The 20,633-nt window shown below is 65.0% G+C and carries 19 protein-coding genes; 5 read left to right on the top strand and 14 right to left on the bottom strand.

All coding sequences use genetic code 11. The features are described from left to right. Positions 1 to 3 precede the first annotated feature (3 nt). The 4 genes from COCCU_RS04180 to COCCU_RS04165 form a co-directional block, all read right to left on the bottom strand. Positions 4 to 969 (bottom strand): 4-(cytidine 5'-diphospho)-2-C-methyl-D-erythritol kinase, encoded by a 966-nt coding sequence (locus tag COCCU_RS04180; protein WP_156230363.1) that lies wholly within the window; start codon positions 967 to 969, stop codon positions 4 to 6. Then, entirely contained in the window at positions 970 to 1,839 is an 870-nt protein-coding gene (gene rsmA / locus COCCU_RS04175) for a 16S rRNA (adenine(1518)-N(6)/adenine(1519)-N(6))-dimethyltransferase RsmA (protein WP_156230362.1), read from the bottom strand. Between the two features lie 74 nt (positions 1,840 to 1,913). Beyond that, positions 1,914 to 3,077, bottom strand: a complete 1,164-nt coding sequence (locus COCCU_RS04170) for a resuscitation-promoting factor (RefSeq protein WP_156230361.1) — start codon at positions 3,075 to 3,077, stop codon at positions 1,914 to 1,916. A 286-nt stretch (positions 3,078 to 3,363) separates the two neighbouring features. Then, entirely contained in the window at positions 3,364 to 4,212 is an 849-nt protein-coding gene (locus tag COCCU_RS04165) for a TatD family hydrolase (protein ID WP_156230360.1), read from the bottom strand. A 119-nt stretch (positions 4,213 to 4,331) separates the two neighbouring features. Between COCCU_RS04165 and COCCU_RS04160 the strand changes: the two genes are divergently transcribed. Beyond that, on the top strand, positions 4,332 to 4,757 hold the full coding sequence (locus tag COCCU_RS04160) for a DUF3806 domain-containing protein (protein WP_156230359.1): 426 nt from the start codon (positions 4,332 to 4,334) through the stop codon (positions 4,755 to 4,757). Here the strand turns inward: COCCU_RS04160 and COCCU_RS04155 are convergent. The 4 genes from COCCU_RS04155 to rsmI all read right to left on the bottom strand — a co-directional run bounded on the left by COCCU_RS04155 (position 4,754) and on the right by rsmI (position 11,607). Then, on the bottom strand, positions 4,754 to 6,841 hold the full coding sequence (locus COCCU_RS04155) for a RecQ family ATP-dependent DNA helicase (RefSeq protein ID WP_156230358.1): 2,088 nt from the start codon (positions 6,839 to 6,841) through the stop codon (positions 4,754 to 4,756). The genes COCCU_RS04160 and COCCU_RS04155 overlap by 4 nt on opposite strands. Before the next feature lie 67 nt (positions 6,842 to 6,908). Next, on the bottom strand, positions 6,909 to 8,741 hold the full coding sequence (metG, locus tag COCCU_RS04150; RefSeq protein WP_156230357.1) for a methionine--tRNA ligase: 1,833 nt from the start codon (positions 8,739 to 8,741) through the stop codon (positions 6,909 to 6,911). Positions 8,742 to 8,795: 54 nt separating this feature from the next. Beyond that, the gene (locus COCCU_RS04145) at positions 8,796 to 10,601 is read right to left on the bottom strand and encodes a BCCT family transporter (protein ID WP_156230356.1); all 1,806 of its coding nucleotides are present in this window, start codon (positions 10,599 to 10,601) and stop codon (positions 8,796 to 8,798) included. Between the two features lie 157 nt (positions 10,602 to 10,758). Further along, on the bottom strand, positions 10,759 to 11,607 hold the full coding sequence (rsmI, locus tag COCCU_RS04140) for a 16S rRNA (cytidine(1402)-2'-O)-methyltransferase (protein WP_407924162.1): 849 nt from the start codon (positions 11,605 to 11,607) through the stop codon (positions 10,759 to 10,761). 108 nt (positions 11,608 to 11,715) lie between these two features. Here rsmI and COCCU_RS04135 point away from each other — a divergent pair, with 108 nt between their 5' ends. Further along, positions 11,716 to 13,278, top strand: a complete 1,563-nt coding sequence (locus COCCU_RS04135) for a dolichyl-phosphate-mannose--protein mannosyltransferase (protein ID WP_156230354.1) — start codon at positions 11,716 to 11,718, stop codon at positions 13,276 to 13,278. A 9-nt stretch (positions 13,279 to 13,287) separates the two neighbouring features. Here COCCU_RS04135 and COCCU_RS04130 read toward each other — a convergent pair whose 3' ends face one another. Next, positions 13,288 to 13,944 carry a zf-HC2 domain-containing protein gene (locus tag COCCU_RS04130; protein WP_156230353.1) on the bottom strand — a complete coding sequence of 219 codons (657 nt, stop codon included), beginning with the start codon at positions 13,942 to 13,944 and terminating at the stop codon, positions 13,288 to 13,290. Continuing rightward, positions 13,937 to 14,359, bottom strand: coding sequence for a DoxX family protein (locus COCCU_RS04125; protein WP_156230352.1), 423 nt, complete (start codon positions 14,357 to 14,359; stop codon positions 13,937 to 13,939). The genes COCCU_RS04130 and COCCU_RS04125 overlap by 8 nt, the downstream gene beginning before the upstream one ends. Before the next feature lie 68 nt (positions 14,360 to 14,427). Here COCCU_RS04125 and COCCU_RS04120 point away from each other — a divergent pair, with 68 nt between their 5' ends. Next, positions 14,428 to 14,910 (top strand): methylated-DNA--[protein]-cysteine S-methyltransferase, encoded by a 483-nt coding sequence (locus COCCU_RS04120; RefSeq protein ID WP_156230351.1) that lies wholly within the window; start codon positions 14,428 to 14,430, stop codon positions 14,908 to 14,910. Further along, positions 14,911 to 15,504, top strand: coding sequence for a DNA-3-methyladenine glycosylase I (locus tag COCCU_RS04115; RefSeq protein WP_156230350.1), 594 nt, complete (start codon positions 14,911 to 14,913; stop codon positions 15,502 to 15,504). It abuts the gene before it with no gap. Here COCCU_RS04115 and sepX read toward each other — a convergent pair. From sepX to COCCU_RS04095, 4 genes are all read right to left on the bottom strand, one after another. Further along, entirely contained in the window at positions 15,497 to 16,669 is a 1,173-nt protein-coding gene (sepX, locus tag COCCU_RS04110; protein ID WP_156230349.1) for a divisome protein SepX/GlpR, read from the bottom strand. The two genes, COCCU_RS04115 and sepX, sit on opposite strands and share 8 nt — an antisense overlap. 127 nt (positions 16,670 to 16,796) lie before the next feature. Beyond that, complete coding sequence (locus COCCU_RS04105; protein ID WP_156230348.1) at positions 16,797 to 17,501, bottom strand: GNAT family N-acetyltransferase; 705 nt, start codon at positions 17,499 to 17,501, stop codon at positions 16,797 to 16,799. Positions 17,502 to 17,506: 5 nt separating this feature from the next. Beyond that, positions 17,507 to 18,787, bottom strand: coding sequence for a molybdotransferase-like divisome protein Glp (gene glp, locus COCCU_RS04100; protein WP_156230347.1), 1,281 nt, complete (start codon positions 18,785 to 18,787; stop codon positions 17,507 to 17,509). A 91-nt stretch (positions 18,788 to 18,878) separates the two neighbouring features. Beyond that, complete coding sequence (locus tag COCCU_RS04095; RefSeq protein ID WP_156230346.1) at positions 18,879 to 19,823, bottom strand: UTP--glucose-1-phosphate uridylyltransferase; 945 nt, start codon at positions 19,821 to 19,823, stop codon at positions 18,879 to 18,881. A 171-nt stretch (positions 19,824 to 19,994) separates the two neighbouring features. Between COCCU_RS04095 and COCCU_RS04090 the strand changes: the two genes are divergently transcribed. Beyond that, positions 19,995 to 20,633, top strand: coding sequence for a 5-formyltetrahydrofolate cyclo-ligase (locus COCCU_RS04090; protein WP_231598857.1), 639 nt, complete (start codon positions 19,995 to 19,997; stop codon positions 20,631 to 20,633).

The following is a 20,633-nucleotide window of genomic DNA, read 5'->3' as shown; positions in this document are numbered from 1 at the left end:
AACCTAGAAAGTTTCCGGCACCACGTGTGCGCCCTCGGCCGGGCCCTGGGCGGGGTGTGCCGCAATGACCAGGCCACTGTCGATCAGTTCTCCGGCCACCTCGGCGGCATGCGCGGCATCCCGGCAGAGGAAGGCGCAGGTGGGTCCGGAACCGGAGACGATGCCACGCAGGGCTCCCGCTTCCTCACCGGCGGCCAGGATCTGACGCAGACCGGGGCGCAGACTGATCGCCGGGGCCTGGAGATCATTGACCAGGTTGGCGGCCACCGCTGCAACATCACCATTGAGCAGGGAGCGGCTCAGCACGGTGGTGTCGGTGTGGGCGGGCAGTTCCCTGCCGGATTCGCGGAGCTGATCAAGTTTGTGGAAGACCTCCGGGGTGGAAAGCCCGGCGGCAGAAACCGCCAGTACCCAGTGGTAGTGGCCTCGGGACATCACCGGGATGAGGTTCTCCCCCCGCCCGGTACCCAGCATGGTGCCGCCGTGCAGGGTGAAGGGGACATCGGAGCCGAGTTCGGCGGCGATGGATTCCAGCACGGACTCGGGCAGAGGGTCGGCATGTTCACTCAACCAGGCCTGGGTCACGCGCAGTGCGGCGGCGGCGTCAGCGGAGCCCCCTGCCATTCCACCAGCCACCGGAATGCCCTTGCGCAGGTGCAGTTCCACCATCGGCAGCTGGCCGATGCCCTCGGCGCGGTAGGCGGCGACCAGCTTATCGACGGCCTGCCAGACCAGATTGTCCTCATCATCGGGCACGCCCTTTGCCTGGCCACTCAGGGTCAGGGTGTCGATCACGCTGCCATGCTTCGGGGCGCGTTTCGACAGCACCTTCAGTTCCAGCTCATCGTGCAGGCTCAGGGACTGGAAGATGGTGACCAGCTCGTGATAGCCGTCCGCCCGGGCCTGCCCCACTCCCAGGTGGAGGTTGACCTTGGCGTGGGCGCGGGCCCGGATCTGTTCCACTCCCATTTAGATACCCGCCAGACGGACGAAATCGGCGACGCCCAGCTTCTCCCCACGCAGGGTGGGGTCAATGTCAGCGGCCTTGAGTGCTTCCTCGGCGGCGGCACCCCCGCCGAAGTGGCCGGAAAGTGCGGCCCGGAGGGTCTTGCGGCGTTGGGCGAAGGCGGCGTCGATAAGCGGCCACACGGTCTTGCGGGCTTCCTCGTTCAGCGGCCAAGGTTCGGTGCCGGGTTCGAAACGGTCGATACGTACCAGGCCGGACTCGATCTTCGGGGCCGGCCAGAAGACATTGCGGCCGATATGGCCGGCGCGGCGGACATCACCATAGAAGGCGGCCTTGACGCTGGGGACCCCGTAGATCTTGGAACCGGGGTCAGCGGCCAGGCGGTCAGCGACTTCAGCCTGGACCATGACCAACACGCGACGGATGCTGGGGAAGGTGGCCAGCAGGTGGAGCAGGACCGGGACGGAGACGTTATAGGGCAGGTTGGCCACCAGGGCGGTGGGCTGCTCAATGTCCCCGGCTGTGATTTTGAGGGCATCCTTGTTGAGGATGCTCAGCCGATCCGCGAACTGCGGGGCACGCCAGGCCATGGTGGCGGGGAGTTCCGCGGCCAGCCGGTTATCGATCTCCACCGCGGTGACCTTGGCCACGCTGTCAGCCAGGGCCAGGGTCAGCGAACCCAGGCCCGGACCGACCTCAACCACATGGTCGGACTGGTCGAGCTCGGCGGCGGCGACGATGCGACGCACCGTGTTCGGGTCGTGCACGAAGTTCTGGCCGAGCTTCTTGGTCGGGGTGACATCGAGCTTCTCGGCGAGCTGCCGGATCTCCACCGGACCGAGCAGCTGGGCGGACTCATCGCGTTGTTCCATGGTGTACCAATCTACCTGGAAAAACAGGAAATCCCCGCACCGGGTGGCGCGGGGATTTCTGGGCAGCCCTCTTTTTAGCGGATACCGAGCTTGGAGGTGCAGGCCGGCCAGGCTCCCCAGCCCTGTCCTGCCCGGACCTTCTCCGCGACGGCGATCTGCTGCTCGCGGGAGGCCTGGTTGGCGGCTGCCGCGAACTGGGTGCCCCCGTAGGCGGCCCAGGTGGAGGGAGAGAACTGCAGGCCACCCTGGTAGCCGTTGCCGGTGTTGATGGCCCAGTTACCGCCGGACTCACACTGGGCGAGGCTGTCCCAGACGCTGCCCCCACCCACGGAGGGTGCGGAGGAGGATGCGGCGGGGGCGGCCGGGGCCGCCACCTTGGTGCCACGCGCGATGACGGCCGGGATCGCCTCGCTGGTGACCTGCTCGTTGAGGATGATCTCCTCGGCGACCTGGCCGTTGACGGTGGTGATCTTACGGGTGACATCCTTGACGCCGGACTTGCCCCACTCCCGGATGTTCTCCTCCCCCACCGGAGCCTCCGGGTCCTCCACATAGCGGGTGGGAACATCGAAGGTCTCCTCAGCGGTGACCTCCTCGATGCTGACCCGGTCCACGCTGATGGTGGTGTTGTGGTCGATCTTGGCGTCCAGCGCCGGAGTAACGCGGTCATGCTCACCCAGGGTGATGCCACGGTCCTCGAGCACCTCAGCCACGGTGGTAGCCGGGATGGAGGTGTAGACGGTCTCCACCCCATCCTTGAGGGCGATGATCTTCGGCTTGGTGATCTCGACGGTCATCCCCTCAGCCGGGATGGTGTCCCCCGTGGCGGCGGAGACCTTGGCTGCGGGATGCAGACCCGGGACCTCTGCCAGCAGTTCCTCAACGGTCAGGGCATTGGAGGTCAGGTCCAGCTCTTCGCCGTCGATGATCAACGCCACCGGCTTGGCGGTGCGGACATTGATGGTGGTGGCGTCGGACAGCTGCTCGCTGGGGGCCGGGTAGATCAGATCCTGATCACCGACCTGGATGCCGGCGGCTTCCAGGGCTCCCTGGACATCACCGGCGAAGGTGGACACCGGGATCTGCTCACCGTTGACGTCTACGATGACGTCCTTCTGGGCGGCCGCTGCGACGGAGACCCCACCGACCAGGACGGCCGCTGCGACACCGCCGCCGGCGATGCGCATCGATACCGACTTGCCGCCGCGGTTGATCTTGGTCTTCTGCTGCATACCCATGAGGCTTAAGTTCTTCTCGCTCTACTCGTGGTCCGGCAGGCTCACCCAGCCGGCTCTCCGTGTCGGCTTGTGGAAAAGCCCTGTCCCCTGGGGGCGCGAAAGGTCAGCACGCCAGGGACACAATGAATAACGGCACGATAACAAATAAGAGACATCCAGGGAAGAAAAGGGGCAGCCCGGAGTCCAGATCCGCCCAACCACCACCCCCACGGCACGCTGTTCCCGCTGGCCTTTTCAAACTAGGCCGAAACGTTATGATCTTGCTCACACCCCCCGGGTGGGGGTCTCAGCCCGGCAGATTCAGACCAAAAACCTCATCGAAGGTGGCACTGAGCTCCTCCACCAGATCGGCCACATCCACCCCCCGGGCCTGCGCCACACAGAGCGCGGTATGCCCCACCAGGGCAGGCTCATTGCGTGCCCCCCGGTAAGGCTCCGGGGTCATGTAGGGCGCATCCGTCTCAATCAACAGCTGGCCCCGGGGCACCATGGCCGCGATCTCCCGCAGCTCGTCATTGCGCTTGAAGGTGACGTTCCCGGCAAAACTGAGGATATAACCACGGTCCACGGCTTGCCGGGCCATCTCCATCGGGGAACTGAAACAATGCAGCATCACATGCCGGGGGCGGGGACTGTCCGCCAACACCCGCATCAACTGCTCATCGGCCTCCCGGTTGTGCACCATCAGCGTCCGCCCGGTTTCCACCGCCAGGTCGATATGCCAGCGCAGCGCCTCCTCCTGCACCTCCAACGGGGCAGTCCGCTCCGGATCATGCTTGATCCAGTAGGTGTCCAATCCAGTCTCCCCCACCGCCACGCAGCGCGGATCCCGCGCCATCTCCGAAAGCCGGGCGCGGGCGACCTCATCAAGCTCATGGGCGCGGGTCGGGTGGATCGCACAGGCCGCGTAGACCCGCTGATTGTGCTGGGCGGCAGCCAGGGCAGCCTCCGCCTCCGCCAGACCATCCCCGACGGTGCACAGCTTCTCGACACCCCCGGCCAACGCACGGTCCACCACCGCCGCCACCTCCTCCGGGGTGCGTGCCCCCGTGGAAGCCAGATGGGTGTGGGCGTCAATGAGCCCTGGGATGGGTTCTGCGGGCTCAGGTTTCGGACGGGCTTTCTTCTTCGACATGGGCGTCATTCTAGACTCCCCCGCCCCAGGCACCACCCTGGCCCTTGGAGCGTCGGCCACACGGTTCCCTTCACCCACCTGCGGGCAGGACTCCGGGAGGGGCCGTAGAATGGCCAACCATGCAGGTTGAACAGCTGGACACAGACACCCGCCAATGGCTCGATGAGCACCTCCAGGTGGCGGAGGAGGCCGGTTTCGGCAGCACCCCACCCCGCCTCTTCGAGGCCTTCGAACAGACCCGTGCCGATTTTTTCATCGCCAGGGAGGAGGACGAGGAACTCGACCCCACGCCTTTCATGGCAAGCTTCGGCATCGCCGTAGGCGAATACCTGCGCCGCGAATTAGGGATGGACTGGGTGATCATCAACGATGACTACGGCACAGACCTGGCCATCCTGCGGGAAACCCCGGATGGCGGCCAGGTCTACTCCTGCCCGATCGTGGTGGTGGGCAAACGCTTCGACGAGGACTATGAGGAAGGCCAGCTGGAGCAGTTCTGCAACCATTTCCTACAGGTCAGCGGGGGTCAGTTGGGGCTGAACTAACCCCTGCTGGCCAACGCCAGGGGCAACACCTCAACTCCACAGCGCTCCGCCAGGGTGGACCCTGCCACCGTCACCGACCAACCGGTGTCGATCAGATCGGTGAGCAACAGGATCGGGCCGGGCACCAGCTGCAGCTGGTCAATCCCCGCCCAGTCCCAGTGCTCCAACAATGCTTCCACCCGATAAGCGGAGTTCTGGGCAACCACCTCACCCACCCCGGGGCGTACCGCCAACAGGCCAGCGAAATTCATCCGGCCCACCCCGGCGATGGCGGTGGCGGTGCGCCCGATCAGGGCGGTGGTTTCCGGATCCGCCGCCCCCAGGGCCACCACATTGGTGGGACGCTGCGCCCAATCCCAGTCGGCGAGCACCGCCACAATCCGGCTCAACCACTCATCCTGACGCCACTGCGGGGAAGGCACCCAGGTCTTCTCCGTCAGCATCTGCTTCAGCGCGGGGCCACGGGCCACATCATTGAGCCGCCCCAGGGCACGGCCCGCACCCACTCCCTTGATCTTCCCCTTGATGCTGATGCCGCTGGGCCACTGACGACGCTGCGCCACCCTGACACCGGGGGCGCGCAGTCGCTCCGTGACGGCCTGCTCAGCCGCCGGATCGATACTGCTCTCCCAGTTCTGCCCCCGGCAATTGGCACAACGACCACAGGGCTTCGTGGCGGTACTGTCATCGAGCTGGTGACGCAGGAAGAGCATCAGGCAGTCCGTGGTGTTCTCATAGTCCAGCATCGCCTGCTGCTCCACCTCGCGGGCCTTCTCCAGCCCCGCATAACGCTCCGCGTCATAATGCCAGGGCCGCCCCGTGGACAACCAGCCGCCCTTGACCCGACGCACCGCCCCATCCACATCCAGGACCTTGAGCACCTGCTCCAGCCGGGAGCGGGAGAGATCCACCTGGGACTCCAGGCGCATCGTGGACTGCACCTGTTCCGGGTCCAGCACCTGCAGCAGCTGGCGCACCCGCTGCTCATCAGGGAAAGAGACGGAGGCGAAATACTCCCAGATCTCGCGGTCCTCCGCGCCGGGCAGGAGGATGACATCGGCGCGTTCGGTGCCACGGCCGGCTCGGCCCACCTGCTGGTAATAGGACACCGGTGAGGCGGGTGCACCCAGGTGGACCACGAAACCCAGGTCGGGTTTATCAAAACCCATGCCCAGGGCAGAGGTGGCCACCAGTGCCTTGAGTTCATTGTTGAGCAGGGCCTGCTCGAGCCTTTCGCGTTCCCCCGCCTCGGTGCGGCCGGTGTAGGCGGCGACATTCCAACCGGCGGCCTCGAGGGCCTGGGCGAGGTCCTCGGCGGCGGCCACGGTCAGGCAGTAGATGATGCCGGAACCCTCCAGCTGGCTCAGGTGGGTGGCCAACCAGGCGGGGCGTCGCGTGGTGTCGGGCAGTTTCACCACCGAAAGGTGCAGGGCCTCGCGGTCCAGTCCACCGCGGAGCAACCCGGTGTGCTCCCCCAGCTGGGCCTGCACATCAGCGACCACGCGGTCATTGGCGGTGGCGGTGGTGGCCAGCACGGGGGTCCCCTCCCCCAGTCCGGCCAGGAGATCCCGGATGCGGCGGTAATCGGGGCGGAAATCATGGCCCCAGTCGGAGATGCAGTGTGCTTCATCGATGACGACCATGCCGACCGCCCGGGCCAGGTTGGGGAGCACCTCATCCCGGAAGCCGGGATTATTCAGCCGTTCCGGGGACACCAGGAGGACATCGATCTCCCCGCGGGAGACCTGCCCCTGGATCTCCTCCCACTCGGTCATGTTGGCGCTGTTGAGGGTGGCGGCCCGGATCCCGGCGCGCTGGGCGGCGACCACCTGGTTGCGCATCAGCGCCAGCAGCGGGGAGATGATCAGGGAGGCCCCGGCCCCGCGTTCGCGCAGCAGTTTGGCGGCGATGAAGTAGACGGCTGATTTACCCCAGCCGGTGCGCTGGACGACGAGCATCCGGCGGTGCTGGTTGACCAGGGCGTCGATGGCGGTCCACTGGTCATCGCGGAGGGTGGCGTTGGGGCCGGCGATCCCGGTGAGCAGGACATCGGCCTCGGAGCGGAGGGCTGGTGTGGTTGTCATCGAAGTCATGACCCCCAGCTAACACCATGCCCCGGACATCGACTGATGTCCGGGGCATAGGCTGGTCTTATTTCTGGACCGGGGCCCATTCGGGACCGGTCTCGCCCAGCTCCGGCTCGAGCTTGGCGATCAGCGGTGCCGGCTTGGCCAGGGTGGTGCCGGCCACGATGTCGATGCGCTTCCAGACGGCCTGCTGGGCCTTGTAGTCACCCATGATCACCGGGTACGTCTGGCCAGGCTCGGGCACACCCACGCCGACCGGTTCGACCGGCATGTTGTCGGTGACCTCGACGACCTTGGGGGTGGCGGCCCAGATGCCTTCACGTCCGAGGGTCTCGTGGACCTTCTGGGAGGTATGCGGGATGAAGGGGGTCAGCATGACATTGCAGTCCGAAACCACCTGCAGGGCGGTCCATAGGACGGTTGCCAGGCGTTCGCGCTGGGTCTCATCCTTGGCCAGCTTCCAGGGCTCCTGCTCGGCGATGTAGGCGTTGGCCTCACCGACGATGTGCATGACCTCGCCGATGGCGGCCTTGAACTTGGATTCCTCCAGGTTGGCGCCGACGGTGTCGAAGGCGGCTGCGGCCAGATCCAGGATCTTGCGGTCCGAGTCGTTCAGGGCCCCTGGGGCGGGGATCTCCCCGAAGTTCTTGTGCGCCATGGAGACGGTGCGGTTGACCAGGTTGCCCCAGCCGTTGGCCAGCTCATTGTTCACCCGACGGACGAACTCATCCCAGGTGAAGTCGGTGTCATTGTTCTCCGGGCCGGCCACGGCGATGAAGTAGCGCAGGGGGTCTGGGCCGAACTCCTTGAGGAAGTCCTTGACGTAGATGACCACTCCCTTGGAGGAGGAGAACTTTGAACCGGACATGGTCAGGAACTCGGAGGAGACGACCTCGGTGGGCAGGTTGAGTACCCCGAGCTCACCGGTTTCCCCACCCTTGGCACCCTGGCCGGCGTAGCCGAGAAGTTCGGCGGGCCAGATCTGGGAGTGGAAGGTGATGTTGTCCTTGCCCATGAAGTAGTAGGAGGAGGTTTCCGGATCATTCCAGAACTTCCGCCAGGCCTCCGGCTCACCGCTGCGCCAGGCCCACTCGATGGAGGCGGAGAGGTAGCCGACGACGGCGTCGAACCAGACGTAGAGCTTCTTGGCGTTATTGTCCTGCCAGCCCTCCACCGGGATCGGGATGCCCCAGTCGATGTCACGGGACATGGCGCGGGGGCGCAGGTCATCGAGCAGATTGAGGGAGAACTTCAGGACATTGGGGCGCCAGGATTCCCGGCCGCGCAGCCACTGGCCGAGGGCCTCCGCCAGGGAGGGCAGGTCGAGCAGGAAGTGCTCGGTTTCGCGGAACTCCGGGGTTTCACCGTTGATCTTGGAGACCGGGTTGATCAGGTCTGCCGGGTCGAGCTGGTTGCCGCAGTTATCGCACTGGTCACCGCGGGCACCATCGGCCTGGCAGATCGGGCAGGTGCCCTCGATGTAGCGGTCCGGCAGGGTCCGGCCGGTCGTCGGGGAGACCGCACCCATGGTGGTCTCCTTGATCATGTAGCCGTTGTCGTGAAGACCACGGAAGAGTTCCTGCACCACGGCGTAGTGGTTGCGGGTGGTGGTGCGGGTGAAGAGGTCATAGGACAGGCCCAGGCCTGCCAGGTCCTCCACGATCTGGCGGTTGTAGCGGTCCGCCAGCTCCTTGACCGTCACACCTTCCTTATCCGCCTGGACCAGGAGGGGGGTGCCGTGTTCATCGGTGCCGGAGATCATCAGGACATCGGCGCCCGACATTCGCTGATAACGGGCGAAGACATCGGAGGGAACACCGAACCCCGCCACATGACCGATGTGGCGGGGACCGTTGGCATAAGGCCAGGCAACTGAAACGAGCACAGACTTAGACATGTGCTCCACTCTAATTTATCGGGGCGCGTTCCTCGAAAGGGCGGGCCGGGATAATCAGTTGCGGTTTGTCTTCTGGCGCTGTTTGCGGCGCTCACGGAGTGCTTCACGACGCTGATGATCGGCGTGGATGCGGCGTTCCCGGGCGAGTTTGGTGGCAAATTTCTGCTGTTCGCGGTAATCCCGGTAGATCACATCGTTGCTCAGATCCTTCACGATGGAGAACATCAGTCCGATGATCACGAAGAGGAAGGGAACTGCGGCGACGATGGTGACGTTCTGCAGGTTGCTCAGTGCCTCATCACCCCCGGAGATCAGCAGGGTCATTCCGATCAGGGCGGTCAGCAGACCCCAGGTGGCGGAGATCCACGGGTTGGCGTCGGATTTACCGTTCTGGGAGATGGTGCCCATCACGGTGGAGGCGGAGTCGGCGGAGGTGATGAAGAAGGTGCCCAGCAGGAGCACGGCGACCACACCCACGACGGTGCCACCCGGCAGTTGTTGCAGCAGGTTGAAGAGCTGGGATTCGGCGGAGCCGTCACCCCAGATGGAGTTTCCCTCCCGTTCGAAGGTGATGGCGGTGCCCCCGAAGATGGAGAACCACACCACGGAGACACCGGAGGGGATCAGCAGCACCCCGAGCATGAACTCCTTGATGGAGCGGCCCCGGGAGATCCGGGCCAGGAACATGCCGACGAAGGGACTCCAGGAGATCCACCAGGCCCAGTAGAAGATGGTCCAGCTGCTCAACCACTCACCGGCGGTGCCGTCAGCGGATTCCGCGGTGCGGCCTGCCATGGCGAAGAAGTCGGAGAGGTAGGCGCCGATGGAACCGGGGATCAGGTTGAGGGTGGCTACCGTCGGACCCATCAGGAAGACGAAGATCGCCAGGATCGCCGCCAGGATGATGTTGAAGTTGGAGAGGTACTGGATACCTTTGCCCACTCCGGAGATGGCGGAGACCATGAAGGCCAGGGTCAGGACTGCGACGATCCCGATGATCAGGTTGGCGCCCGGGTTCTCCACGAAACCGGCGGCTTCCAGGCCCGCCCGGATCTGCAGGGCACCGAGCCCCAGGGAGCAGGCGGTGCCGAAGACGGTGGCGAAGATCGCCAGGATGTCAATGACCTTGCCGAAGAGACCGTTGGCGTGCTTCTCCCCCACCAGTGGGGTGAAGGCGGAACTGATCAGCTGTTTACGGCCCATCCGGAAGGTGGAGTAGGCGATGGCCAGTCCGACGATGGCGTACAGGGCCCAGGGATGCAGGGTCCAGTGGAACATCGCTGAAGCCATCGCGGGGCCGACCGTGTTCGGTTCCCCACCCGGGAGACCGTCCCGGTAGAAGGTCAGGGGCTCGGAAGCGCCATAAAACATCAGGCCGATGCCCATGCCGGCGGCGAACATCATGGCCACCCAGGAGATGGTCCGGAATTCCGGCACCTCATCGACCTTGCCCAGCCGGATCGTGCCGAAGCGGCTGAACGCGATCACCAGGACGAAGGCCACGAAAATGGTGCCGAAGAGGATGAAGGCCCAACCGAGGTTATCCACCACCCAGGCCAGACTGTTGGAGGCGGCGTTCGTGAAGGAATCCCCACCGACCAGACCCCAGACCACGGTGGCGAGGATGATGATGGCCGCGGGGATGACCACCGTCCAGTTGATCGACTGGTCCTTGCGTTCCGCCGCCAACTCGATCTCGGCTTCGCCCCGCTCCAATTCCTCTTCAATGGCGGCGGCATCGGAGATCATTCCGGCGAGCTGCTCGGTGGCACTTGCCGCCTGCAGTTCTTCATCAACCGTACTTCCCTCAGATGGGGATGCTTTGGCTGGGAAATCAGCATTGTGCCCAGTATTTGTCATAACGTACAGAATCAATCAGGGCGGTAGATATATCAACTGAAAATTCCGGTTCTTTGAGCGGAAAACCCGGGAAAAGGGAGGAAGTTATCATTCCTTGATTTACATGTCTGCAGCGCACCCGGGGAAGTTCCCGAAACCTACAACAAAAACATAACAATTAGCCACGGGCGCTGAGAACCGCGTCATAGAGCTCCCTGGCGGACACCCCCCGGGTTGCCGCGATGTCCTTGCACACCGCCTTCAGGCGCTCACCTTCCGCCACCCGCTCCTCCACCGCCGGAACCAGGGCGTGAACATCGACGTCCTCCTCCCCGGCGCCTTCGAGCACCACGGTGATCTCCCCGCGCACCCCCTGCCGGGCCCACTCCGCCAGCTCGGCGAGGGAGCCACGGCGCACCTCCTCATAGGTCTTGCTCAATTCGCGGCAGACGGCGGCACGCCGGGTCTCGCCGAGGACCTCCACGGCGTCGGCAAGCGTGTCTGCGATGCGATGCGGAGATTCGAAGAAGCAGACCGCCCGGGCCTCATTCTTCAGCGACTTCAACCATTCCCGGCGCTGGCCGGACTTGCGTGGGGCAAAACCGTCGAAAGCGAATTTTCCCACGTTCAACCCGGAAAGAGCCAGGGCGGTGGGCACGGCGGAAGGCCCGGGGAAACAGGTCACCGGGACGCCTGCCTCATGGGCCGCATTGACCAGGGAGAGACCCGGATCCGAAACCACCGGCATCCCGGCATCCGAGACCACCACCACCGAACCGTGCTGGGCGGCCTCCAGCAGCTGCGCGACCCGGCCCTCCTCATTGTGGTCGAAATTGGAGATCACCCGACCCCGGATCTGCACGTCCAGGGCCGCCGCCAGAGCGCGGGTGCGGCGGGTGTCCTCCGCGGCCACCACATCAGCCTGCGCCAGGGCCTGCCTTAACCGCGGGGAAGCATCGTGGACATTGCCCAGGGGGGTGGCCGCGATGATCACTCCCCGGGGCAGCGTCTGCCCCTGGGTCTCCAACCCGATATCCGTTTCCAGGTCGGGTGCCACTGCTTCGGGGGTGTGTTCGGTGTTGTTCATGCCTCCAGCTTCCCACACCTTCAGGCCCGGACCTCTAGACTCTCTCAGGTGAGTACCTCCCTAGCCTCCCCGATCCCGGCTGGGCGGGCAGCCCAGGTTTCCCCGCCGAACCCCCGCACCCACCAGTGGTCCCGGGCAGACACCATCAGCACTGCGCTGATTGGCCTGCTGGCTGTGATCACCCGTTTCTTCTGGCTCGGCAGAGCGGAATCCGGGGGCACCCCGGTCTTCGATGAGAAGCACTACGTGCCCCAGGCCTGGGACATGGTGGAATCCTGGGTCAACCCGCTGATCGGCGGCATCGAATCCAACCCGGGCTACGGCCTGGTGGTGCACCCCCCGTTGGCGAAGCAGCTGATCGCCCTGGGTGAGATGATCTTCGGGTACTCCCCCTGGGGATGGCGCCTGATGACCGCACTCTTCGGTGTCGCCACCGTGCTGATGATCATGGCACTGACCCGTCGGCTGAGTAACTCCTGGCAGGTGGCCAGCATCGCCGGACTGCTGGCGGTCTTCGACGGGGTGCTGCTGATCACCTCCCGTTTCGGCATGCTCGACATCTTCCAGGTGTTCTTCATCGTCGCGGCCGCCTGGGCCCTGATCCGCGACCACCAGCAGGTGCGGCAGCGCTTTCACGATGCCTGGCTGCAGGGGATGATGGGCGAGAGCCGCTATGGGCCGCGGCTGGGTTTTCGCTGGTGGCGTTTCACCACCGGAATCTTCCTCGGTCTGGCGCTCGGGGTGAAATGGTCGGGACTGTATTACATCGCTTTCTTCGGTCTGCTCAGCGTCTTCACCGACCTGGCGCTCCGACGCCGCTACGGGGTTCCCCACCCGGTGCTCGGCGCTCTCTTCCGGGACACCATTCCCGCCCTGGGATCCCTGGTGCTGCTGCCCGCCCTGCTCTACCTGTGGAGTTGGCGGGCCTGGTTCGCCTCCGAGACCAGTGTCTACCGTCATGCCAAGACTGATGGCACCATCCCGGAGGATTCCTGGCTGCAGGCCCTGCCGGAGGCTGCTGCCGGTTGGTTGCACTACCACCTCTCGGTTCTGGAGTTCCACGGTTCCCTGACCACTTCCGGGGGACACAGCCATCCCTGGGACTCCAAACCCTGGTCCTGGCTGGTGGCGGGTCGACCCATCCTCTACTCCTCTGACACCGACATGGAATGCGCGGCAGGAACCTGCCGGGAGATGATCTTCCTCTTCGGCACTCCGGCGATCTGGTGGCTGACCATCCCGGCTCTGCTCTGGGGACTGTGGTCCCTGGTGATCCGCCGACAGCGTGCTTTCCTGCTGCCCCTGGTGGCCTTCGCCGCTGGGTTCCTGCCCTGGCTGGCCGGATATGACCGCCAGATGTACTTCTTCTACGCCGCGGCCCTGGTGCCCTTCACCATCGTCCTGATCGCCCTGGCCTGTGGGCAGCTCTGGGGTGAGGGGAAGAAGCTGAAGAGTCAGCAGCTGGCACACATGACCTGGGGTTCGGTGGCGGTGTGCGCATATCTGGCATTGGTGGTGGCGATGTTCTTCTACTGGCTGCCGATCTTCTACGGGATCCAGATCTCCGATGCCCACTACTTCGACATCATGTGGCTGCCAAGCTGGATCTGAGCCCCACGCTCAGGCGGGTTTTGCGTTCAGGGAATCCCAGGTGGCGCGGAAGGCACTGCGTCCATAGTTGTTGAACCAGGACCATCCCAACACCACCCCGGTGATCAGCAGCAGACCGAGGAAACCCAGTTGTTCCGGGGATGCCAGCCCCAGCAGCACATCCCGGGCTGCGAAACCGGCGCTGAAGGTCCACAGGGCACCCACCAGGGGCAGCATTCCCACCACCAGGCGGGGCTGCCAGGCAGCGAAGAACAGGGCGAAGCCCAGGGCCAGGCGCATGGCCGCAGCCTCGGCCATCAGGTTGGAGTAACCATCATCAATGAGCTCACCAGGGGTGTTGGCCAGCAGACTGACCGACCAGATCACGTAGATGATGCCGAGCACCACCAGCGCGATCCGGCTCAGCGCCAGACCCAGGGCGCGGGAATGGGCCCGGCGGCGCCACTCCGGCTCCACCCCGGCCAGAATCACCTCAGAAAGGTCCGGCACCCCGGCGGGGACGGCGTCGGCGCTGAGCTGTTCCTTGAGGGCGATGGCCTGCCGGTAGAAAGCCTGACATTCCGCACAGCCGGCCAGGTGGGCGTCAATGACATCATCGGGGTAGCCGGTGGCCTCCCCATCCAGCCGGGCGGAGAGGGCGGACTGGACATGTTCGCACTCAAGCACGGGCCAGCACCCCATCCACACTTGCCCGCCCGGAACCGAAGACCACGATCATCAACAGGCCGGCGATCAGCACGATGGGGTATTCCAGACCCCCTCCGGAAACCAGACCACTATCGCTGAAGAAACCCTGGTCCAGGTGAACGAAATAGGCGGCGGCCACCATCAGCAACGCCAGCGCACCAGCGACGATGGTGGTGAGCAGGCCGACCGTCAGAAGTGCCCCACCGAGCAATTCCGCGATTCCGGCGACATAGGCAGAGAGCTTCGGTTGGGGGACCTGCCAGGCACTGAACTGGCCGGTCGTCTCGGTGATCCCGGTCCGGAAGAGTTTGTCCCACCCGTGTGCCACGAACACCAGGCCCAGTACACCACGGAAAATGAGCAGCGCTGCATCTCTCACCACCGGCTTATCCATGAGGAATAGACTACCTTCTAGGCCGGTGTCCGGCCGAGACAACCCAGAATCCGCCCAGGGAGAAACCCATGAAAACCACCCTCCGACACCGCTATCTCGACTCCCCCATCGGTACCCTGCTCCTGATCGCCGGGGAACAGGGACTGCGTTATATCGCTTTCCCCGGGGAGGACACCACCCACCTGGACATCGGCACGGGGGTCACAACCGACCCGCTTCTCGACGTCGCGGCCACCCAGCTCGGCGAATATTTCGCCGGTTCGCGGCGTTCCTTCTCGCTGCCCCTGGAACATCCCGGGGACGCGGGTTTCCGACACCGGGCCCAGGAACACCTGGCCAGCATCCCTTATGGCCAGACCCGCACTTACCTTCAGCTGGCCCGGGAACTGGATAACCCCGGAGCGGTCCGGGCGGTGGGCTCGGCCTGCGCCACCAATCCCCTGCCGATCGTCCTACCCTGCCACCGCGTCCTACGCAGCGATGGGGGCCTTGGCGGCTACCGGGGTGGTGTGGCCGCCAAACAGGCTCTGCTGGCCCTGGAGGCGGCTTAAATGGGTGGGCTGATCATCGGGGCCGATGGGTTGTCCCGGACTCCCTGGGCGACCCGGGATCCCCTCCTGCAGGAATACTATGACAAAGAATGGGGCATGCCTGTCCGGGATGAGCGGGGACTCTTCGAGCGTCTCAGCCTGGAGGCCTTCCAATCCGGTTTATCCTGGCTGACCATCCTGCGCAAACGCCCCGCCTTCCGGCAGGCCTTCGCCGATTTTGACCCGGATCAGGTGGCGGCCTTCACCGAGACAGATGTGGCCCGTCTGATGGCTGATGCCGGCATCGTGCGTAACCGCCGCAAGATCGAGGCCACCATCAACAATGCCGCTGCGGTACTGCGCCTGCGACGGAAGATGGGGCTGGTGAAGTTGATCTACTCCTTCACGCCACCGCGAACCCCGGCACCGGAGAGCATGGCAGAGGTGCCCAGCATGTCTGAGGAGTCCCGGGAAATGGCGAAAGCCCTCAAGAACGAGGGCTTTTCCTTCGTGGGTCCCACCACCTGCTTCGCGCTGATGGAGGCAATCGGGATGGTGGACACCCACCTGGTGGGATCCCACCGCCGGGGGGCTTCCGGGGTCTGGCCTAGCTGACCCGACGGTCGCGGTAGCGTTGGAACTCGGTGACCTCAGCCACCGGTGCCTGCTGGAGGTAACGGGTGTACAGATGCTCGAAATCCGGGCTCTCATCATCGAGTTCCAGGACCACAGCACCGGGGCGGCGCAGCTTACGTGGCAGTTGCGGGGAGGAGGCCTCGTCGGAATGCACCACACCCAACCGGGCGCGGCGCAGCTGCCGGATGCGGCGCATCCGCAGTGCCTGCTCCGCCCGGACCTGACCGCGTAGCGCCACCAGGTAGAAAGCGGTTGCTCCCAGTGCCAGCACCGGCAGGGCCCAGGCCCAGCCGCCGAAGACAATGGCCAGCACCGCGGTCAGCACCACTGCCACACCCAGTCCGATGAGGGTGCGCTGGCGACGCTGATAACGGTTCAGGGAGTGGTGCTCATCAGCTTCCGGGTCCCAGCCGCCACGGCCCCGGCGACGCTGGGCGAAGGCCAGCTCCTCAGGGGAGAGTTCCGCATCGCGTAGCTTCTCCCCTTCCCGGTAATCCTCATACTCAAGTTCCGCCTCCGGCTGCTCCTCGGTGCCGACCTCTGCGGGGGCACCATCCAGGGCGGCGCGGGGATCCAGGAAATCGGCTGCGGAGGTGTAGGCGTTGGAGAGCTCATAGTGCTCCGCATCCTCATCCCAGAAGTCATCCTCCTCATTGAGGATCTCGTTGCTCACCGGGGCTTCCTCGGGAACCTTCACGCTGGCCTCAGTGGTGGATCCGGCCTCAAGTTCGTGGACGATGGTGCCCTCCACAACCGGCTCGACCACAGCGGCGGTGCTGTCCTCGGTGGTTTCCTCCCCGACGCCAGCATCCGCCCGCTGGCGCTGGAATTTCGCCGAAGCGGAGGCGAAGACACCGCCGAGGGCACCCGGTGAGGTGGTCTCGCGGTCGTCGATAAGCACATCATCAGCGTCGACGAGTTCGTAATCCTCATCATCACGTTGGGGGTGCAGGCGGACATCAGCGGGGGTCACCCGGGGTCGACGGCGGCTACGCAACTCGCCGCTGCCACCCTCGTGGATGACGCGGGTCTCATCAAATGCCTCGCCCGCCTTGCGAATCGGCTTCTGGCCGCGCAACAGCAGTGGTGCAAGCACAAAAAGCCATACCACGATGATCAGGACAATGATCAATCCTCCGGGCATGTGTGAGTGCCGCCTTCCCCTTGACAATGTGTTTCAAATTCCAGACAGCCTATCCAGCGGCCGGGATATCCGCGGACTGCCACGCCGAAAAAGTGGCCAATCAGCGGCTCTACTACCGATACTAGCCTTAATGACGTAATGGAAGTAGCTTTCCCTCCCGACGCAGGCGTTCCACACAGCTCCCCGGTTTCTCATCCCGGGTCTGAGCCACGAAAACATGGTCCCGCCACTGCCCGTCGATGTGGAGATTCCGCCGCAGCAGCCCCTCTTCCCGGTAGCCGTTATTAGCCAGCACCCGGCCCGAGGCCGGATTGGAGGGCAGGTAGGTGGCGGTCACCCGGTGCAGGCCAACCCGTCGGAAAGCATGATCGGTGCCCAGGGCACAGGCTGCCGTGGCGGCCCCCAAACCCTGGTAGCCGCTGAACACCCAATAACCGATCCAACAGGAGGAGACCCCACCATGCTGGATATTTCCCAGGGTCAGCTGGCCGGCGAAAGCACCATCGAGCTCAATGACCAGGGGGATCACCGTGCCCTGGGTCGCCAGATCCCGCAACGCCATGAAATTGGCGTGCCAGGCCGGTTGGGTGTGGGCGGCATCCCAACCACGATGTGCGGTGGGTTCCACCGGACGCAGGTGCGCCTCATCCAGCAGCCTCATCTGCCGCCACTCCCGGCCGTCCTTACGCAGCAGGGGGCGTAGGCGAAGCTGCGGACCACGGGCCAACCGAACCATCGGGGTGACCTCAGGCCAACCGGGGTGCATCGGATGCGGGGCGGCCGCCACCGCCGCCCGCCAACGGGATTCAGCGAGGCCGAAGGGGTCAAGCATGAAGATCAGGCATTCGCGGCCAGGAAGAGCACCTCGACGATATCGCCGGGGCGGACCTCAGTGACTTCCTCGGGGATCCGGATCATTGCGTTGGCCTCACTCAGGCCTGCCAGCAGATGCGCCGGGGCGCCGGTGGCACCCCCCAGGCCCTCCACCAGATAGTCCTGGGTCTCGGAGTCACGCATCAGACGGGCCCGGATATAACCACGCCGTCCCTGGCGGGAAAGCACATGGTTGACCGCCCTGGCCCGGACCACACGGCGCCTGACGTTGCGCTTACCCAGCGAAATGCGGATCAGGGGGCGGACGAAAATCTCGAAGGCCACCAGCGCCGACACCGGGTTGGCGGGCAGCAGAAAGACCGGGATCTGATCAGGGCCCAAGCGGCCGAACCCCTGGACCGAACCGGGATGCATCGCCACCCGGGTGGTGTCGATCTCACCGATCTCGGCAAGCACCCGGCGGATGCTCTCCGAACCGGCACCACCGACCGCACCGGAGATGACCATCACCTCAGAACGCAGCAGCTGCCCCTCGATGATGTCACGCAGACGGCGGGGTTCCCCCTCGATGATGCCTACCCGGTGGACATCGGCACCGGCCTCTTTGCCGGCGGCGGCCAAGGCATAGGAATTGACGTCATAGACCTGGCCGAGACCGGGTTCCCGCTCAATGTCGACCAGTTCATGGCCGATCGAGAGCACGGAAAGCCGGGGACGGGGATAGACCAGCACCTTGGAACGGCCCACCGCCGCCAACAGGCCGATCTGGGAGGGGCCGAGCACCGAACCCGGACTGACCGCCACATCACCGGGTTGAATGTCATCGCCGACGCGTCGGACGAAATCGCCGGAACGCACCGGCTTTTCCGCAACCACCCGCTTCCGGCCCCGATCCGACCACTCCAGGGGCAGGACGGCGTCGGCAAGCGCAGGCAGGGGGGCGCCGGTGTGAACCCGCACCGCCTGCTTGGGCTGTAGCCGCAGGGGGCGTTGGGAACCGGCGTTCACCTCACCGACCACCGGCAGTGAACGTTCCGGGGCACTCCGGGGGCGCCCCACCGGCTCCTCCGGTGGGGTGCGACCCAGGCCCCGCTCCCCACCCACATCAACCGCCCGAACGGCATAACCGTCAATGGCGGCCTGCGGGAAACCCGGTAGGGGGCGGACAGCCTGGACCTCCTCGGCGCACATCAGGCCCAGTGCGTCGGCGATCGCGGTACGAACTGGCTCCGGGGTCACCGCAGAATCTGTGACCAGTGCCAACTGTTGTTCAACCGAACGCACTCAGGCTCTCCTTCCGAGGATGAAACGACTAACCGGAGAGTCTACCGGGGTCGAGCAGGACAGAGCCACTGGCACCGCCGCAGCAGCACAACTATTCAGCTGCCCGGGCGGCCTTCTCCGCATCAAAGTTGACCAGGATCTCCTCAATGGCGCCACGCAGGCTGGGGCCGTACTTCGGATCCCGCAGACCGAAGTCCACACAGGCCTTGATGTAACCGCCCGGGTTACCCAGGTCATGACGGCCACCGTGGTGCACCAGAACATGCACCGGGTGCCCCTCCTCGATGAGCAGGGCGATGGCGTCAGTCAACTGCAGTTCGCCACCCTTGCCCGGCTTGATGCGACGCAGGGCATCGAAGATGGCGCGGTCGAGCAGATAACGGCCGGTGGCCACATAGTTGGAGGGGGCATCCTCCGGATCCGGCTTCTCCACCATGCCGCGGACCCGCTTGACATCATCGCGATCCAAGCCGGAGACCTCCTCGATCTCGAAGACCCCGTAGTTGTAGGTTTCCTCGCGGGGGACCTCGATGGCACAGAGCACGGTACCGCCCAGCTCGGCACGAACCTTGGCCATCTCCTCGACGGCACCCATGGGCAGCACCAGGTCATCCGGCAACATGACGGCGAAAGCATCTTCGTCCTCATCCAGGACGCTCTCCGCCAGACCGACGGCGTGGCCGAGCCCCAGGGGACGTTCCTGCTCCACCGCGATCGGCTGGATCAGCTCCCCGGCGCGCTTGACCTTCGCGACCTGTTCATCCTTGCCGCGCTCCGTCAGGGTTTCCACCAGCAGCGGGAACTCGCCGAAGTGGGCGAGCACCTCCTGCTTATTCGGGGCGGTGATGACAGCCAGGCGAGTGGCTCCTAATTGTGCAGCCTCTTCAGCGATCAGCTCGATGCCCGGGGTGTCTACGACCGGTAACAGCTCCTTGGGAACTGTTTTGGTCGCGGGCAGGAATCTGGTTCCCATACCTGCGGCCGGGACCACCACCGTCTTCACCCCATGGGTGTGCTGTCTATTCGGGGAAATCATGGAGATAACCATACCCGTTGCCCCCTGGCCCGGTGGGCAGGGGATGAGGGGGTGTCTCCCACAGCCCCCCCCACCGACCGCCACCCCCAGGCAGCCCCGGAGCAGGCATTTGCCTGGCCTGATGACCCCCGGGTGGTGGTCATCACAGGTTCCGGCACCTATCGTTGAGCCATGGACAATAAGGCTGACATCCGTGAGGCCAAGAAGAAGATGCGTGCCCTGCTCACCCAGTCACGCAAAGATATGAGTGACGGAGATCTCCACCGTGAGGACTCCGCCGTGGCCTCCTACACCGCATCCCTGCTCCGGGCCCGTTCCGGCACCCCCGCGACCATCGCCGCCTATATACCCCGGCGGGGAGAGCCCGGTGGCGGCATATTGCTCAATGCCCTCCACACCCAGGCCCCGACCATCCTGCTGCCCATCTCCGGCCCTGGGGGCATCCTGGAGTGGTCCAGCTACAAGGGTGATTCCCAGCTGCGTCCCGGTCGTCTCTCCATCTCTGAGCCCACCGGGGAGCGCTTCCCCACCGCCGAGCTGCTCAACTGCGACATGATTTTCGTCCCGGCTCTGGCGGTCACCCCGGAGGGGGTGCGGCTGGGTAAGGGCGGTGGTTACTATGACCGCGCCCTGGCCGAACTGGAGGAGATCAGTGGCGGCAATCCCCCGATCACCGCGGTCCTGCTCTACAACGGGGAGATCCGTGATGATCTGCCGGTGGAGGAGCATGATAAGCCGGTGGACATCATCATCACCCCCACCGGGATCCGCTATCTGAACGACCGGGCACGTTTGGGAACCACCTACTGA

Origin of the sequence: Corynebacterium occultum, assembly GCF_009734425.1 — a bacterium.
GTDB classification, from domain to species: Bacteria; Actinomycetota; Actinomycetes; order Mycobacteriales; family Mycobacteriaceae; genus Corynebacterium; species Corynebacterium occultum.
This window is presented reverse-complemented; position numbering and strand designations above follow the sequence as displayed.

Coding starts and splice junctions, on each gene's coding strand:
- COCCU_RS04180 (WP_156230363.1), bottom strand. CDS start 969: ATGGGAGTGGAACAGATCCGGGCCCGCGCCCACGCCAAGGTCAACCTC.
- rsmA (WP_156230362.1), bottom strand. CDS start 1,839: ATGGAACAACGCGATGAGTCCGCCCAGCTGCTCGGTCCGGTGGAGATC.
- COCCU_RS04170 (WP_156230361.1), bottom strand. CDS start 3,077: ATGGGTATGCAGCAGAAGACCAAGATCAACCGCGGCGGCAAGTCGGTA.
- COCCU_RS04165 (WP_156230360.1), bottom strand. CDS start 4,212: ATGTCGAAGAAGAAAGCCCGTCCGAAACCTGAGCCCGCAGAACCCATC.
- COCCU_RS04160 (WP_156230359.1), top strand. CDS start 4,332: ATGCAGGTTGAACAGCTGGACACAGACACCCGCCAATGGCTCGATGAG.
- COCCU_RS04155 (WP_156230358.1), bottom strand. CDS start 6,841: ATGACAACCACACCAGCCCTCCGCTCCGAGGCCGATGTCCTGCTCACC.
- metG (WP_156230357.1), bottom strand. CDS start 8,741: ATGTCTAAGTCTGTGCTCGTTTCAGTTGCCTGGCCTTATGCCAACGGT.
- COCCU_RS04145 (WP_156230356.1), bottom strand. CDS start 10,601: ATGACAAATACTGGGCACAATGCTGATTTCCCAGCCAAAGCATCCCCA.
- COCCU_RS04125 (WP_156230352.1), bottom strand. CDS start 14,359: ATGGATAAGCCGGTGGTGAGAGATGCAGCGCTGCTCATTTTCCGTGGT.
- COCCU_RS04120 (WP_156230351.1), top strand. CDS start 14,428: ATGAAAACCACCCTCCGACACCGCTATCTCGACTCCCCCATCGGTACC.
- COCCU_RS04115 (WP_156230350.1), top strand. CDS start 14,911: ATGGGTGGGCTGATCATCGGGGCCGATGGGTTGTCCCGGACTCCCTGG.
- sepX (WP_156230349.1), bottom strand. CDS start 16,669: ATGCCCGGAGGATTGATCATTGTCCTGATCATCGTGGTATGGCTTTTT.
- COCCU_RS04105 (WP_156230348.1), bottom strand. CDS start 17,501: ATGCTTGACCCCTTCGGCCTCGCTGAATCCCGTTGGCGGGCGGCGGTG.
- COCCU_RS04095 (WP_156230346.1), bottom strand. CDS start 19,823: ATGATTTCCCCGAATAGACAGCACACCCATGGGGTGAAGACGGTGGTG.
- COCCU_RS04090 (WP_231598857.1), top strand. CDS start 19,995: ATGGACAATAAGGCTGACATCCGTGAGGCCAAGAAGAAGATGCGTGCC.